Origin of the sequence: Rossellomorea sp. y25, from assembly GCF_038049935.1 — a bacterium.
Classification (GTDB): Bacteria; Bacillota; Bacilli; order Bacillales; family Bacillaceae_B; genus Rossellomorea.
Genome location: NZ_CP145886.1, coordinates 290,057 through 307,500 on the forward strand (window position 1 = coordinate 290,057; position 17,444 = coordinate 307,500).

10 protein-coding genes, 1 rRNA gene and 2 riboswitches (1 of these 13 cut by a window edge) are annotated in these 17,444 nt (G+C 43.2%); all 11 genes read left to right on the top strand.

Annotation, left to right across the window (positions count from 1 at the left end; all coding sequences use genetic code 11):
- Positions 1 to 64: 64 nt before the first annotated feature.
- Entirely contained in the window at positions 65 to 1,261 is a 1,197-nt protein-coding gene (locus tag AAEM60_RS01640; RefSeq protein WP_341357264.1) for a DHHA1 domain-containing protein, read from the top strand.
- A gap of 231 nt (positions 1,262 to 1,492) precedes the next feature.
- A complete protein-coding gene (locus AAEM60_RS01645) occupies positions 1,493 to 2,962 on the top strand; it encodes a nicotinate phosphoribosyltransferase (protein WP_341357265.1) in 1,470 nt (489 codons plus the stop codon).
- A 732-nt stretch (positions 2,963 to 3,694) separates the two neighbouring features.
- Positions 3,695 to 4,522, top strand: coding sequence for an ammonia-dependent NAD(+) synthetase (gene nadE, locus AAEM60_RS01650; RefSeq protein ID WP_299746874.1), 828 nt, complete (start codon positions 3,695 to 3,697; stop codon positions 4,520 to 4,522).
- Positions 4,523 to 4,715: 193 nt separating this feature from the next.
- Entirely contained in the window at positions 4,716 to 5,672 is a 957-nt protein-coding gene (locus AAEM60_RS01655) for a MoxR family ATPase (protein ID WP_341357266.1), read from the top strand.
- A gap of 1 nt (position 5,673) precedes the next feature.
- Positions 5,674 to 6,891, top strand: a complete 1,218-nt coding sequence (locus AAEM60_RS01660; protein WP_341357267.1) for a DUF58 domain-containing protein — start codon at positions 5,674 to 5,676, stop codon at positions 6,889 to 6,891.
- Entirely contained in the window at positions 6,888 to 9,101 is a 2,214-nt protein-coding gene (locus AAEM60_RS01665; protein WP_341357268.1) for a transglutaminaseTgpA domain-containing protein, read from the top strand. Before AAEM60_RS01660 ends, AAEM60_RS01665 begins: the two co-directional genes overlap by 4 nt.
- Positions 9,102 to 9,141: 40 nt before the next feature.
- Positions 9,142 to 9,243: riboswitch (purine riboswitch) on the top strand.
- A gap of 159 nt (positions 9,244 to 9,402) precedes the next feature.
- Positions 9,403 to 10,956 carry a glutamine-hydrolyzing GMP synthase gene (guaA, locus tag AAEM60_RS01670; RefSeq protein WP_299746882.1) on the top strand — a complete coding sequence of 518 codons (1,554 nt, stop codon included), beginning with the start codon at positions 9,403 to 9,405 and terminating at the stop codon, positions 10,954 to 10,956.
- Between the two features lie 197 nt (positions 10,957 to 11,153).
- Positions 11,154 to 11,255, top strand: a riboswitch (purine riboswitch).
- 133 nt (positions 11,256 to 11,388) lie between these two features.
- Positions 11,389 to 12,723, top strand: a complete 1,335-nt coding sequence (locus tag AAEM60_RS01675; protein ID WP_044340671.1) for an NCS2 family permease — start codon at positions 11,389 to 11,391, stop codon at positions 12,721 to 12,723.
- A 636-nt stretch (positions 12,724 to 13,359) separates the two neighbouring features.
- A complete protein-coding gene (locus AAEM60_RS01680; RefSeq protein ID WP_299746892.1) occupies positions 13,360 to 14,202 on the top strand; it encodes a transcription antiterminator in 843 nt (280 codons plus the stop codon).
- A 181-nt stretch (positions 14,203 to 14,383) separates the two neighbouring features.
- Positions 14,384 to 16,459: a glucose-specific PTS transporter subunit IIBC gene (ptsG, locus tag AAEM60_RS01685; RefSeq protein ID WP_299746899.1), complete on the top strand. Its 2,076-nt coding sequence runs from the start codon at positions 14,384 to 14,386 to the stop codon at positions 16,457 to 16,459.
- A 501-nt stretch (positions 16,460 to 16,960) separates the two neighbouring features.
- Positions 16,961 to 17,444: ribosomal RNA gene (locus tag AAEM60_RS01690) — 16S ribosomal RNA — on the top strand; it runs 1,068 nt beyond the window's last position.

Genomic DNA, 17,444 nt, shown 5'->3' on the forward strand with positions numbered 1-17,444 from the left:
ATGGTTCTCTCCACCGCCTATGTGATAAAGTAGTGTGAGAACAGTTGAGAAAGAGGTTTTAACGATGACAATGAAGCAGTACTATCAAGATGCTTATACTAAAACATTTCAAACATCGATTCAAGATCAGCGACAGGATGAACACGGAGGCTGGTACGTCGTGCTCGAAGAAACGTCATTCTACCCGACAGGCGGAGGTCAGCCCCATGATACTGGAACGTTAAATCACCACCGGGTCATCAATGTGGAAGAAGTGAACGGAGAAATCCGTCATTACATAGAAGAACCATTTGAGGATATCTCAGGGGAGATAGAAGGACAGATCGATTGGGACAGACGCTTTGATCATATGCAACAGCACGCAGGGCAGCATATTTTATCTGCCGCTTTTGTGGAAGCCTTCCAATATGAGACGATCAGTTTTCACTTAGGGAAGGAGATTTTAACCATCGATTTGGACGTCATGGATATAACTGAATCGGAGGCTCTGGAAGCAGAGGCATTAGCGAACCTTGTCATTCAAGAGAGCAGACTGATTGAAACAAGATGGATAACAGAAGCGGAATTGTCCCACTATCCATTAAGAAAGCAGCCGACCGTCACTGACGATATCCGATTAGTGATCATCCCGGATTTTGATTACAACGGATGCGGAGGTACCCATCCCCGTTCTACCAGTGAAGTAGGAGCGATTAAGATACTCGATTGGGAAAAGCATAAAGGACATATTCGATTGCAATTTGTGTGTGGGAATCGGGTGCTTGAGCAGTTGCACCGAAAACATGGTCTCTTAAGAGAATTGACGGGGGTATTGCAGGCTCCTGAAGAAAATATGAGACCGGTCGTCGATCGGTTAATGGCAAAACAAAAAGACCAGGAAAAGGCACTGAAGGGACTGAAGGAAGTTCTTTTGACGTATGAAGCGGAGAGTTTACTTGGCGAAGGAATTCTGCAAGAAGGACATACATTGATTAAGAAAGCGTACGCAGAGCGTCCCATCCAAGAGCTACAGAAAATCGTTCAACACCTCGTCTCTAAGAGAGAAGATATGCTTGTGTTATTGGTTGTGCAAAATGATTCAAAACTTCAGCTCGTAGCGGCGAAGGGGTCTACTCCAAGTGTTAACTTAAGGGAGCTTGGTCAAAAAGTCTTTCCTATGATTAACGGGAAAGGCGGAGGAAAGGAGTCGTTTGTGCAAGGTGGGGGAGAGGCTCTTATGAGTAAGGAAGAGCTTCTTGAAACACTGGTACAACAAATATAGAAAAGGCTAAATATCCACCCTGTATGGCCGGGTGGATATAATCTTTTTTGTTATTGAATGCAATTTAAACAAACGTTTGTTTAATGCGGAAACTGTTTAAGATCCCTTAAAAAGAATGGAGATCTCCTTCCCGCGCCAACCCTAAACATTCGATATCCCACCCAAAATTGGTTAAAATAGAAAAGACACACACTGTTCGACAAATGGCTACAGCTTAAAGGAGAGAAATACATGACGAACTATGCGGATGATAGTTTAGCTTTACATACAGATTTGTATCAGATTAATATGACGAAGGCGTATTGGGATGATGATTTCCATAATCGAAAGGCTGTTTTTGAAGTGTTCTTTCGAAAGCTGCCTTTTGGGAATGGATATGCGGTGTTTGCCGGGCTTGAACGGATCATTGAATATGTGAAAAAGTTTCATTTCTCTGAAAGTGATATTGAGTATTTAAGGGAATTGGGTTATGAAGAGGAGTTCCTTCAGTACTTAGCGGACCTTCGATTTACGGGGACGATCCGTTCGATGCAGGAAGGGGAGATCGCGTTCGGGAATGTTCCTCTTATCCGTGTCGAGGCTCCTTTGGCCCAGGCTCAGATACTGGAGACAGCGATCTTAAATATCGTGAACTATCAAACCCTGATTGCGACGAAGGCGAACCGGATCAAGCAAGTGGTCCAGGATGAAGTCGTGATGGAGTTTGGGACGAGACGGGCCCATGAACTGGATGCTGCCATTTGGGGGACGCGTGCGGCTTATATTGGCGGCTTTGATGCGACAAGTAATGTTCGGGCGGGTAAGTTATTTGGGATACCGGTATCAGGAACCCATGCCCATTCAATGGTTCAGGCATATCAGGATGACTATCAGGCCTTCCATAAATACGCTGAGAGCCATAAGGACTGTGTGTTTTTAGTGGATACTTACGATACATTGAAATCCGGTGTACCTACGGCCATCAGAGTAGCAAAAGAGCTTGGCGACCGGATTCATTTCAAGGGTATTCGTCTGGACAGCGGTGATATGGCTTACTTATCCAAGAAAGCCCGTAAAATGCTTGATGAAGCAGGTTTTACCGAAACAAAGATCATTGCGTCAAATGACCTGGATGAATATACGATACTGAATTTAAAAGCCCAAGGGGCCCGGATTGATGTGTGGGGTGTGGGGACGAAGCTGATCACCGCCTATGATCAACCAGCTTTAGGTGCTGTATATAAACTCGCTTCCATTGAAAACGAGTCGGGGGAAATGGAAGATACCATTAAAATATCGAGTAATGCCGAGAAGGTTTCAACTCCTGGACTCAAAAAGGTTTATCGTATCATCAATACGGTTAATCATAAATCAGAAGGGGAATATATTGCCCTGGAGCATGAAAATCCTCAAAATGAAAGCCGACTGAAAATGTTTCATCCTGTGCACACCTATATCAGTAAATTCATCACCAATTTCGAAGCGAGAGAGCTTCACGAGGATATTTTTAAAGATGGGGAGCTGGTTTATGAATCTCCGTCACTTGAATCAATGAGATCCTTTGTGAATGAAAACCTCGACCTGTTGTGGGACGAGTATAAACGTTCCATGAACCCAGAGGGATATCCCGTGGATTTAAGTGAAGAATGCTGGACAAACAAAATGAATCTGATTCAAAAGGTTAAGGAAGAGGTAAAAGAGAAATTCAACAAAACGATGTAAACCCGATAAAAAAGATGGGGAAAATAATCAGATCAAAAGGCTTTCGTAAAGATTGTTGCTTTTAACATAAGGGTCTGCTTGAGCTCTGCCAATCGGTATGTGCTGGATGGTAAGGTGAACTGCTCCGCTTTCAGGGGACGTTCGGGCGAGCCTACTCAGCTTAGCCGAACGGGGTCTCGGCACGCCCGAACTTCCGCAAGAGTCTACGCAGTTACCCACACCATCTTTAAAAGATTTTTTGTGGCAGAGCTTAAGGTGTCTGAGAAAAACAATGTAACTAAAAATAGAATGCTTCTTCTTTAAAAGGAGAATAATCTTTCCTCACCTTATATGAGGTTGTTTGCTAAAAATTCTTGTTTTTCTCTCTTTCTAATTAGGATTTATGCTCAGAAAGTTGATTCTCGCTGCAGGATGATCGACTCCTGCGGGAATAGCTGGACAGTACTAAAAGCGGAGGGGCTTTGCCCAGGGGCGACAAGCATAAGACGAGTCTGCCGGAAAGGCGCTCTTTGCCTTTTTGGCAGACTTGGCTTATGACCTCGAGCCCCTAAGCCCCGTAGCTGGACAGGTGAGACCCCGGAGGCGCAGCCGAGGAGGCTCACCGCCAGCCCCGCGGAAAGCGAGCATCCTGGAGCGGAAATCAACTACTACATTCTTCCTTAAGATAACCACAAACTTTGCGAAAAGTGGCAATCAAAATAAATGATAAAACCTAAATGGAGTGTGAAAAACATGGATTCTCTTCAAAAGCAAATTGTAGAAGAAATGATGGTAACCCCGGAAATCGATCCGCAAAAAGAAATACGTCGCAGTGTTGATTTTATGAAATCGTATTTGAAAAAGCATTCATTTTTGAAAAGCCTGGTCCTTGGCATTTCAGGTGGCCAGGATTCTACTTTATTAGGAAAACTTGCACAGATGGCGATTAACGAGATGAACGAGGAATCAGGGTCATCGGATTATGCCTTTTACGCAGTGAGACTTCCATACGGTGAGCAGGGAGATGCCGAGGACGCCATTGATGCGGTCGAGTTCATCAGTCCATCCGTTTCTTTGACGGTTAATATCCAGCCGGCGGTTGATGCCAGTGTTGAAACATTAAGTAAAAATGGGATTCATCTTTCCGACTTTGTAAAAGGCAACGAAAAAGCTCGGGAGCGGATGAAGGTTCAATTCGCCATTGCTGCCATGAAGGATGGTGTTGTCCTGGGTACCGATCATTCTGCTGAAGCGGTTACCGGCTTCTATACGAAGTATGGTGATGGAGCGGCAGACCTGGTTCCACTTTTCCGACTTAATAAACGACAAGGGAAGATGCTCTTAATGGAGCTGGGTTGTCCGGAACACTTGTACAACAAGAAACCAACGGCAGACCTTGAGGAAGACCGTCCGCAACTTCCGGATGAAGAGGCGCTGGGGGTCACATACGATCAGCTGGATGATTACTTGGAAGGTAAAGAAGTACCTCTTGAAGCGAAGAAAGCCATTGAAGGTCATTATTTGAAAACGCAGCATAAACGTCATCTGCCTGTTACGGTGTTTGATGATTTTTGGAAATAATCAGTGAAAAAGCCGATTCTCACATTGTTGAGGATTGGCTCTTTTTTTATGATTTTCAAGGTGACCGTTATCTACAACACCTTATATCCTACCAATTTCCTAAAAATTCTGTATGAATGTGCCATTTTTTAGAGGAATTTCGACTTTTAAAACGAAAGTAATAATAGTTAAAGATGATTTCAGGAGGGGTAAGATGTCATTTGAAATGGTGAATCCGAAGTTGCAAAGTATCATTGATAATATAGAAAAAGTCATGATTGGAAAGAGGAAGGTAGCGGAGCTGAGCGTAGTGTCCCTGTTAGCTGGTGGACATGTGCTGCTTGAGGATGTTCCGGGCGTTGGGAAAACGATGATGGTCCGGGCACTTGCTAAGTCGGTGGGGGCGAGCTTTAAGCGAATTCAGTTTACACCGGATTTATTGCCCTCTGATGTAATTGGTGTCTCGATATATAACCCGAAGGAAATGGAATTTACGTTCAGGCCCGGTCCGATCATGGGGAACATTATCTTAGCGGATGAAATTAATCGAACGTCTCCGAAGACACAATCTGCTTTACTCGAAGGAATGGAAGAGAGCAGCGTAACGATAGACGGGATGACCAGAAAGCTTGATAAGCCTTTCTTCGTTATGGCGACCCAAAATCCGATTGAGTATGAAGGGACGTATCCTCTGCCTGAGGCGCAGCTTGACCGCTTCTTATTAAAGATGAAAATGGGATATCCTGAACCGGAAGAAGAGATGGAGGTTCTGCATCGTGCCCAGAAAAACCCGCCGATCGATGAGTTGGAGCCTGTGATGACCCTTGAGGAATTGAGGTATATTCAAGGAGAAGTGAAGGATGTATTGGTCGATGACACCATCAAGAAATACATTGTCGAAATCGCGAATCGAACTCGGATTCACGCCAATGTTTATTTAGGAGCGAGTCCACGTGGTTCGATTGCGTTAATGAAGGCATGTCAGGCTTATGCATTTTTAAGAGGGAGGGATTATGTGGTCCCAGACGATGTTCAATACTTGGCTCCGTTTGTTTTCTCTCACCGAATCATTATGAAGTCAGAAGCGAGATATGAAGGCATCACCCCGGAAGAAGTAGTGGAGAGAGTGATGGCGCGTATCCCGGTTCCCGTACAAAGGCTTGTGAGATAGGATGAAGACGAAATTTCAATTTATTAAACCACTTGGGAAGTTCATACTGCTGCTCATCCTGGTAGGGATCTCGTTTTCGTATGCGATGTTCCAGGGGGGATTTGTCAGCTGGTTTTTGTTTTATAGCTTTCTACCGTTTGCTCTCTATGCTGTTCTCGTATTCTTATATCCTCTTTCGGAGTTTTATGTAGAGAGGGGGTTCGAATCGAATGAGTACAAAGCCGGGGATGAGTTGAAGGTTACGATCACCCTTTCCCGTAAAATACCCTTTCCCTTATTTTACATGGTGTTAGAGGATGTGGTAACGGATTCCGTGTTTCATCATTCCGGTTTTCAAAAGGCGAAAGCGATGATTCACCCTGGATTCAGGAAACGAATCAAGCTTACGTATTACATAGAAAAGCTGCCTCGTGGAGAGCATATTTTCTCCGCTGCACGGCTCCGTACAGGTGATTTCTTTGGCGTATTTGAAAAGGAAGCAACGGTGGAGTGTACCAATAAGCTCTTGGTCTATCCGTCGTTTGTGGATGTACCTTACCGTCCTTTAGAAAATCGCTATGATCAAGGGATGACCGCTTCAAATGTGAAGATTCAAAAAGACACCACCATGGCAACGGGTATACGTGACTATCAACCAGGGGACCGCTTCTCATGGATTCATTGGAAAACCTTTGCCAGAACAAATGAACTGATGACGAAAGAGTTTGAGGAGCGTCAATCCCATGATGTTCTGATTGTATTGGACCGGGAGGCGTCGTCTGCTTTTGAAGAAATGGTGACGTTCACGGCTTCTATGATTCGCTCCATTTTGAAAAAAGGGGCTCAAGTCGGCCTTGTCTCAATCGGGGAAGATCATGTCTCATTTCCGATTCGCGGTGGGGAAGAACACCAAAGCCAGCTTTATTATCATTTAGCGAAAGTCAGGCAGGACAGCCCTTACGCTTTAGGAAAAATCCTTCAAGGAGAGGGCTTGAATTACTCTCAATCTGCCGCAGTGCTGTTTGTAACTTCATCTGTTTCGAAGAAGATGATTATGAGTGCGAATGAATATGCGAAGCGGAATAGTTCGGTTGTCATCTTTTTAGTGAAGCGAAAAGGGGACGTTTATACGGCTGAGGAGAAATCATTGAAAGCCTATGCTTCCTCCCGTGGTATTCGAATGAAGGTATGCTTTGAAGGGGACTTCTCTTCAGCCTTTATGGAGGTGAAACGGGCATGAGTATTGAAACACCGAAACACCGGGTTTTTACGGTTATGATTTATCTGTTTGGATTCCTGCTTCTATGGGAGTGGTTGAAGCCCCTTCAGGTTGTGACGGATACAGGGAGTTTGACGTACTTCATCGTATTTATTGCTCTATCCCTCGTCCTGTCGTATTTAAGAATTCATTATTTCATAACGGCACCGGTTAAAATCCTTTTTATTTTGTTTAGCCTTCATGGGTTGTACTATCATACAGGATCTTTCTTTTCTCTTACGTGGCTGAAAGAGTTTGGGAATGATTTGTGGCTGAATATCGGATTGACGCTTGGGCGCGAGTGGCCAAGCCTTTCATTTGAGTACAGGAGCTTATTATTCTTTATTTTGCTATGGCTGATGACGTACTTGATTTATTACTGGTTAGCTGTACGAAAAACGATTCTTCTCTTTTATGTGATGACTGTAACATATGTTTGCCTTATTGATACCTTCACCATATATGAAGGGGATAAAGCGATTATCCGAGTGGTCATTTTCGGCTTTCTCTTAATGGGACTGTTGGCACTTGAACGACTGGTTCAGAAGGAGAATCTGCTTGGAGCCAAGATGAGCCGTCACCGCTGGATTGTGCCCCTTACCGTTATGCTTGGGTTGAGCTTGATTGTCGCTTTTGCAGCTCCTAAAGCGGATCCCATCTGGCCGGACCCCGTTCCATATATTCAATCCTTTGCTGAGGGAGCCGGGGGCAGCGGAGTGAACAAAATAGGTTATGATGAAGATGATTCAGAGCTTGGGGGTCCCTTTGTCGGTGATCCTACTGTCATTTTCAATGCTGAAGTCACGAGAGAACACTACTGGAGAATTGAAACGAAGGATTTATATACAGGCAAGGGCTGGGAGCAATCCATTCCTGATGGCCAGCAGGCTGCCGCCCCTTTTGAATCAGAGGAAATGGTTCCCTTTACAACCAACGAACCGGATGGAGAACGGGAATTGGAAACAGAGAGGGTAATGGTGGAACGAACCTATTCTCATGTTGTCTATCCTTATGGGATAGAAAGAATAATCGGAAATGAAGAAGGTTATTTCTCCTTTGATCCCGTTAACGAAAAGGTTACAAGTTATGAAGGGGAAGACGAAACCATTAAATTAGAGGATTATGAACTTTCCTACCGTTCACCTTCTTATTCTCAAAAGAAGATGAAAGCAGCTAATGAAGGTCAGGAAATCATGCAGAATCCTGAATTTGTGGACCGCTATACACAACTTCCGGAAACGACTCCCCAGCGTGTGAAGGACTTGGCTTTTGAGATTACATCGGGAGAAGATAATTGGTACGACAAAGTCAGGGCGATCGAGAATTATTTTTCGAAAGAAGCTTATGTGTATGACCAATTTGACGTTCCGGTTCCTGAGGAAGGACAGGATTACGTTGATCAGTTCTTATTTGAAACCCAGAGAGGATACTGTGATAACTTCTCTACTTCCATGGTTGTGTTAGTCCGGGCTCTTGGCATTCCGGCAAGATGGGCAAAGGGATATACAGAAGGGGAATACAGTAGACAAGTGGATACGACGTATAAGCTGTATGAAGTGTCCAATAATAATGCTCACTCCTGGGTGGAGGTATTCTTCCCTGAGGTAGGTTGGGTTCCGTTTGAGCCTACTGTTGGATTCAGTAATAACGTATCATATCAGTATGACCTGGATGTACCTGAGGCGGATAACAGCGAAGTCCCTGTTCCGGAGAAAGAGGAAACACCGAAACAGCCGATTCAACCTGAAGAGGATGATTCTCGAGCGGCTGGAAGCGGTTTTTCTCTGTCGAAGCTTTGGGATGACATGCAAACATTCTTTGTGGAAAACTGGGGCAAGCTTGTCATGGGATTCATACTCCTGCTTATCATAGCAATCGCATTGTACGTTGTAAGAAGACGCTGGATGCCGTATGTCCTGATTTTCTATTATCGCAGAAAATCATCGGATGGCGCATTTTCCGAAGCCTATCTTTCTTTAATCAAACAGCTTGAAAGATACGGACTGAAAATGGATGACGGACAAACATTAAGAGGCTATTCGAGATATATCGACTCATTCTTCGGTACCCATGAAATGACGAGCCTGACCAATAATTATGAACGTATTTTATATGGTCAGAGGCAAGCGGAAGAAGATTGGCCGAAGATGAGAGAATTATGGGAAAATTTAATTAAAAGGACAACTGGTTGACCCTTTTGAAAACAAGGTATAAAATGATGTCAAATTCATAATAGCGTTCGTTAGCATCCTTCGTATATCCTCGATAATACGGTTCGAAAGTATCTACCCGGTCACCTTAAATGACTGGACTATGAAGGCAGTGTTCTAATTTGACATACGTGTATGCAAAAAAACTAGAATTCTGCCTTTTTTTAAGGCGGAGTCTGGTTTTTTTTATTTTTTTAGGAATGCTAACAACATCAGGTACTATAAGGGTGGATGAAGACTTTAGCCCATCCTTGCCCAAGAAAAAACTAATGAGGTGAACTGAATGCTTGGTAAAGAAGAATTGCACAATCAAGAAATGATCGTCGTTTTAGACTTTGGAAGTCAATACAATCAATTAATCACACGAAGAATTCGTGAATTTGGTGTTTACAGTGAGCTCCACCCGCATACAGTTACCCTGGAAGAGATTAAGGAAATGAACCCGACAGGTATCATTTTCTCCGGCGGTCCGAACAGTGTCTATGGTGAAGACGCGTTCCGTTGTGATGAGCGCATCTTTGATTTGGACATCCCGATTCTTGGTATTTGCTATGGGATGCAGCTAATGACGATGCACTTTGGCGGTAAGGTAGAACGCGCGAAGCACCGTGAATACGGGAAAGCGGCTATCAATATTGAAAAGCAGTCCAAGCTATTTTCTAACCTTCCCGAGGAGCAAGTCGTATGGATGAGTCATGGAGATCTTGTTGTAGAAGCTCCTGAAGGCTTTGATGTGAATGCAACAAACCCTTCTTGTCCGATTGCTTCCATGAGTAACGAAGAAAAAGGCTTGTATGCTGTTCAGTTCCATCCTGAGGTTCGTCACTCAGTGCACGGAAATGAAATGCTGAAAAACTTCGTATTCGAAGTGTGCGGCTGTGCAGGCGACTGGTCCATGGAGAATTTCATCGAAATTGAAATGGAGAAGATCCGTCAAACAGTTGGAGATAAAAAAGTCCTTTGCGCATTAAGCGGAGGAGTGGATTCTTCTGTTGTTGCCGTTTTAATCCATAAAGCGATCGGCGATCAATTAACATGTATCTTCGTCGACCACGGTCTTCTTCGTAAAGGTGAAGCGGACAGCGTAATGAAGACATTCGCTGATGGCTTTAACATGAATGTGATTAAAGTAGATGCTCAAGATCGTTTCTTAAATAAACTTAAAGGTATTTCCGACCCTGAGCAAAAACGTAAAATCATCGGGAATGAATTTATTTACGTGTTTGATGATGAAGCAACTAAGTTAAAGGGTATCGAGTATCTTGCTCAAGGTACCTTATATACAGACATCATTGAAAGTGGAACAGCCACTGCCCAGACAATCAAATCTCACCACAATGTTGGTGGACTGCCTGAAGACATGCAGTTCACACTTATTGAGCCATTGAACACGTTATTCAAAGATGAAGTGCGCGCATTGGGATCTGAACTGGGTATTCCAGATGAAATCGTATGGCGTCAACCATTCCCTGGTCCTGGTCTGGGCATTCGTGTACTTGGTGAAATTTCTGAGCAGAAGCTTGAAATCGTTCGTGAGTCTGATTACATCCTCCGTGATGAAATCAAGAAAGCGGGACTTGATCGAGACATCTGGCAATACTTCACTGTGCTCCCTGACATCAGAAGCGTCGGAGTAATGGGAGATGCCAGAACATATGACTACACGATTGGAATCCGTGCTGTAACATCCATTGATGGTATGACCTCAGATTGGGCTCGTATCCCTTGGGATGTACTGGAGAAAATCTCGACGCGTATCGTAAACGAGGTCGATCATATCAACCGCGTCGTGTATGATGTGACGAGTAAGCCACCTGCAACGATTGAGTGGGAATAGAAATGAAAACGTAATGACAGGCACCATCCGTAAAGTGTCGAATCTTCTATGGGTAACATTTAAGATTCGACAGAAATCGGAAGGTGCCTGTCATTTTGTGTATAAAACGAACATTCAAATAAAAAATATATATAATGTTCGTATTTGTGTTGACGGTCATGGATCTGGTTGGTACAATAGTACTGTAATTATAACAAAACATTATAAAAGTATTACGTCGTATAATTTCGGGAATAGGGCCCGAGCGTTTCTACCAAGCTACCGTAAATGGCTTGACTACGAGGTGATTGAGAATAGGACCGGGGAACATTTTTTATCTCCATTTACCTATTCATCATGATCTTAACAGTCAAAGCCTTGAACTCTGGTAGTTCGAGGCTTTTTTTATTGAAATGTCAGATTCTACGACGACTCTATAGGAGGAGTGCAAGAATGAAAAATTTCTTTCAGTTCGATCAGTTGGGAACCACTTACAGAAGGGAAATCATCGGGGGATTAACAACGTTCCTTTCAATGGCTTATATTTTAATTGTTAATCCACTTACGTTAACCCTTCAGTCTGTACCGGATCTGCCGGATAGCATGAGAATGGATTATGGAGCAGTATTTGTCGCTACGGCATTGGCTGCTGCCATCGGCTCGTTGATCATGGGCTTGATTGCAAAATATCCCATTGCTTTAGCTCCAGGTATGGGATTGAACGCATTCTTCGCATACACGGTGGTGTTAACGATGGGTGTACCATGGCAATCAGCTTTAACAGGAGTATTGATTTCAGGTTTGATTTTTATCGTACTCACATTATCAGGTATCAGGGAAAAAATTATTAACTCAATCCCGGCAGAATTGAAATATGCCGTGGGAGCGGGTATCGGACTTTTCATTACCTTTATCGGGTTTCAAAATGCAGGAATTATTGTGAATAACGATGCAGTATTAGTGGGTCTTGGCGATTTAACGAATGGTTCGACTCTTCTTGCGATCTTTGGAATTATCATTACCGTTATTCTTATGACAAGAGGCGTTAAAGGCGGTATATTCATCGGGATGGTTGTTACGGCAATCGTCGGAATGATCGTTGGGTTAATCGACACGCCGGAAAAAGTAGTAGACGCCGCACCAAGTCTTGCTCCTACGTTTGGAGCAGCACTAGATCCTTTATTCAATGATGCAGGCAGTATTTTCACCATACAAATGCTTGTTGTAATTCTAACATTCTTATTCGTTGATTTCTTTGATACGGCGGGCACCCTTGTAGCGGTAGCCAATCAGGCAGGATTAATGAAGGAAAATAAATTACCACGCGCTGGTAAAGCTTTATTTGCCGATTCTTGTGCAACAGTAGTGGGAGCGATCCTGGGTACTTCAACGACAACGTCTTATATCGAATCTTCTGCCGGGGTAGCAGCAGGAGCGAGAACAGGATTTGCTTCAGTGGTAACAGCGGTACTATTCTTACTCTCTATTTTCTTCTTCCCGCTCCTTGCCGTCATTACATCGGCAGTGACAGCTCCAGCACTTATCATTGTAGGGGTGTTGATGGTTTCGTCACTGGGTGAAATTGATTGGAAGAAGTTTGAGGTAGCTGTGCCAGCATTCTTAACGATTGTGGCCATGCCATTAACGTACAGCATCGCGACAGGTATCGCCATCGGTTTTATCTTTTACCCTATTACGATGATTATGAAAGGTCGCGTAAAGGAAATCCATCCGATCATGTATTTCTTGTTTGTTATCTTCGTTATGTATTTTATATTCTTAGTTTAAAATAAAAAATTCTTTAAGCTGGTCTCTCGCAGATCAGCTTTTTCTTATTCGCTCTTTTCTCAAAGCTTGTTGCTTTTAACATAAGTTCTGCAAGGCTCTGTCAATTAGCGTGTGCTAGATGGTGAGGGGAACTGCTCCGCTTTCCGCGGACGTTCGGCCGAGCCTCCTCAGCTACGCTTCCGGGGTCTCGGCACGCCCGTACTTCCGCAGGAGTCTGCGCAGTTCCCCTCACCATCTTTAACAGAATCTATGTGACAGAGCTTCAAGGTGTACCATAAAACAAAATAACTAGTATAAATAATTCTTCTTCCTTAAGATAAACAATCTCTTTTTAACTTAAATGAGATTGTTTGCTAGAAAGCTTCTTATAATTGTTTTCGATTAAGGATTCATGCTCAGAAAGTTGATTGGAGCGGAAAACAACTAGTACTTTCTCTTCTACAATAGCAAAAAATTTACGAAAAGAGCCTTCTTATTTAATAAAGGAAAAGTGTGAAACATAAATAGAGGAGTCGGAGGGAGATTTAGAGAAGATATACGTATAGAGTAAGTATGAATTGAAAAAAGTGAGGGTTTTCGTTAAAATCATGAAATCGGATAGTGTCGAAAATGGTCGAAATTATGGGGAGAATGACGATGTCTACTTTAAATGTGAAAAAAGCGTTAAATAACAATGTATTGATTGCAGATCACGAGAACTACGGTGAAGTCGTGCTGATCGGAAAAGGAATAGGGTTCAACCGCAAAAAAGGGGACCCCATCCAGAATGATATTGCAGAAAAGATGTTTGTGTTAAAAGGAGAGAAAGAACAGGAGCAGTACAAAAACCTCCTTCCTTTCTTAAATGATGATATGTCAAACGTCATTATTTCTGCCATCGAGTTAATCAGAAAAAGAACCAACTCTTTTCTTAATGAGCATATTCACATCGCCCTGACCGACCATATCCTGTTTGCGATTAACCGATTGATGAGAGGGATGGAAATCCGTAATCCGTTTCTGGTAGAAACGAGGACACTCTATCCATTCGAATACGAAATAGCCAGAGAAGTGGTAAGTATGATCAATGAAATGACAGATGTTCATTTGCCGGAAGGGGAAGTAGGGTTTATTGCCCTCCATATCCATAGTGCCATGATGAACAAGGATCTGTCTGAAGTGAATCAACACTCCCAGTTGATTGGACGCCTGACCGGGATGATCGAACAGCAGCTGGATGTGAAAATTAACAAGGAAAGCGTCGATTATATGAGGCTTGTACGCCATATTCGATATACAATAGAACGTGTACTCCGGGAAGAAAGAGTGGAAGAACCAGAAAAAATCGCAAAACTGTTGAAAGAGGAATACCCTCTCTGCTATAATTTATCTTGGAAGCTGATCAAGATGATGCAGCAAACATTACAAAAACCCGTCTACGATGCAGAGGCTGTTTACTTAACCATGCATTTGCAGCGTATTCAGAGTAAAGTTAAATAAAGCACTTATCTTTCTTACGTGTTACTGATACGATCAGGCATGAGTGAAGAAGATGATTGAAACGTATATTTTGGGGAAGTCTATCCTTATACGTTCATTATCCTCTTTTCTCATGCCTTTTTTGTTTGCAATCATCATCTAATTAGTTGAAAAAAAGAACGAAATAAAAGGAGGAAACTTCATGTTTAAAAAGGCTTTTGGCGTTTTACAAAAAGTCGGTAAAGCTCTTATGCTGCCTGTAGCGATCTTGCCAGCAGCGGGACTATTGCTTGCATTCGGTAATGCACTGCAAAATCCGACGTTATTAGAAATTGCTCCATTCCTTTCAAACGGCGGCGTTGAAATGGTCGCAAGTGTCATGGAACAAGCAGGTGGAATTATCTTCGGAAACTTAGCACTCTTATTCGCAGTGGGTGTAGCCATCGGTTTAGCTGGTGGGGAAGGGGTCGCTGGTTTAGCGGCTATCGTTGGTTTCTTGATTATGAACGTAACAATGGGAACAGTTGAAGGACTGGGAATCGGAGATGTAACAGGTGATGGTGTAGATCCTGCATACGCACTTGTTCTAGGAATTCCTACATTACAAACCGGGGTATTCGGTGGTATTATCGTCGGGATACTCGCGGCGGCAATGTACAATCGTTTCTTCCAAATCGAACTCCCTTCATATCTGGGATTCTTCGCGGGTAAACGATTTGTTCCAATCGCAACGGCAGCGTCTGCTGTTGTACTAGGACTATTAATGTTATTAATCTGGCCTCCGATTCAAAATGGCCTTAATGCATTCTCTAACTTTATGCTTGGTGAAAACAGAGCATTTGCTGCATTCATATTCGGTGTAATCGAACGTGCTCTTATACCATTTGGACTTCACCATATTTTCTATTCACCCTTCTGGTTCGAATTCGGTTCGTATACTTCAGAAGCAGGGAATATCGTTCGTGGAGATCAGGCGATCTTCATGAAGCAGATTCAAGATGGTGTTCAGGATCTGACTGCAGGTACCTTCATGACTGGTAAATTCCCATTCATGATGTTTGGTCTTCCGGCAGCGGCATTAGCGATCTACCATGAAGCAAAACCTGAAAGAAAAGCAGTTGTAGCAGGTATCATGGGATCTGCAGCTTTAACATCTTTCTTAACAGGTATCACAGAACCAATCGAATTCTCATTCTTATTCGTAGCACCGGTACTATTTGGTATCCATACAATCTTTGCAGGTTTATCTTTCTTAACCATGCATCTATTAGATGTTAAAATCGGTATGACATTCTCAGGTGGATTAATTGACTACATCCTATTCGGATTGATCAACCCACAAACAAACGCATGGATCGTTATTCCGGTAGGGGCAGTATTTGCTGTCATTTACTACTTCGGATTCCGTTTCGCTATCCGTAAGTTCAATCTCATGACTCCTGGTCGTGAAGATGTGGACGAAGATGACGATGGATCACCGGCGAGTTCAGCTGGAGACCTTCCGTACAACATCCTGGAAGCAATGGGTGGACAAGAAAACATCGCTCACTTAGACGCATGTATCACTCGTCTCCGTGTTTCTGTAAATGATGTGAAAAATGTTGATAAGAATCGCCTGAAAAAATTAGGTGCTTCAGGTGTACTTGAAGTTGGAGATAATATTCAAGCAATCTTCGGACCTAAATCCGACACAATCAAATCGCAAATGCAAGACATCATCCGTGGAAAAGCTCCACGCAGAGTAGAAACAAGCGCAAATGAAGAAGTTGAGCAACAAATTGAAGAAGTGAACCCAGAAGCACTTCAAACAACAGAAGAACAAAAGAACGAAAAGTTCGTAGCTCCAATTACAGGAGAAATCAAAGACATCACGGAAGTTCCCGACCAAGTATTCTCAGGGAAAATGATGGGTGATGGTTTCGCGATCGTACCGACAGAAGGAACAATCGTTTCTCCTATCACGGGTAAAGTCGTGAACGTATTCCCGACGAAGCATGCCATCGGACTAGAGTCCAAAGCAGGCCGTGAAGTTCTGATCCACGTAGGAATCGATACGGTTAAATTAGAAGGTAAAGGATTTGAAGCGCTAGTAAAAGAAGGAGACCAAGTAGAAGCAGGTCAACCATTACTAGAAGTAGATCTTGACTACATCAAAGAAAACGCGCCTTCAATCATGACACCGATTGTATTCACGAACCTTAAAGAAGGTCAGCAAGTAACGATCGAGAAGTCAGGTAAGGTAAACCGTAACGACGAAAACATCATCAAGATCGATTAATGAATAATCAAAAACCATTTCCATCCTCTTACTATGAGGGTGGAAATGGTTTTTTTGTTAGTATTTGAACTTTTACTAGAGGGAGTGGGTGAAGTATAGCTGCTTAATATATAGAAGGAAAATATCAGAGAGTCTCTGCTTCAAAGCCAAGAATGTCAGTTTCCAGTCTGTGTTGTGGGTGGTGTGGTCGTAATGAAAAATAAATAATAGAAAGACTAAATGAAGTTTCTCGAAAAAAAGTCTCTCAAAAGTATTGACGTATGTCTGATAGATTGATATACTTTAAAAACCGTCGCAAGAGAGCAGCGAGTACATAACAACTTCAAAACAGGAATTTAAAACATCGTGAAAAAAGTTGTTGACAAACATACTGCATTCTTGATATGATGGTCAAGTCGCTTCAAACAGAAGCACTTACACATTGAACCTTGAAAACTGAACAAAACAAGACAATACGTCAACGTTAATTCTAGATTTATTTTTAAAGAGCTATTCAAACTTTTATCGGAGAGTTTGATCCTGGCTCAGGACGAACGCTGGCGGCGTGCCTAATACATGCAAGTCGAGCGGACTGATGGGAGCTTGCTCCCATCAGTCAGCGGCGGACGGGTGAGTAACACGTGGGTAACCTGCCTGTAAGACTGGGATAACTCCGGGAAACCGGGGCTAATACCGGATAACTCATTTCCTCGCATGAGGAGATGTTGAAAGATGGCTTCTTGCTATCACTTACAGATGGACCCGCGGCGCATTAGCTAGTTGGTGAGGTAACGGCTCACCAAGGCAACGATGCGTAGCCGACCTGAGAGGGTGATCGGCCACACTGGGACTGAGACACGGCCCAGACTCCTACGGGAGGCAGCAGTAGGGAATCTTCCGCAATGGACGAAAGTCTGACGGAGCAACGCCGCGTGAGTGATGAAGGTTTTCGGATCGTAAAACTCTGTTGTTAGGGAAGAACAAGTACCGTTCGAATAGGGCGGTA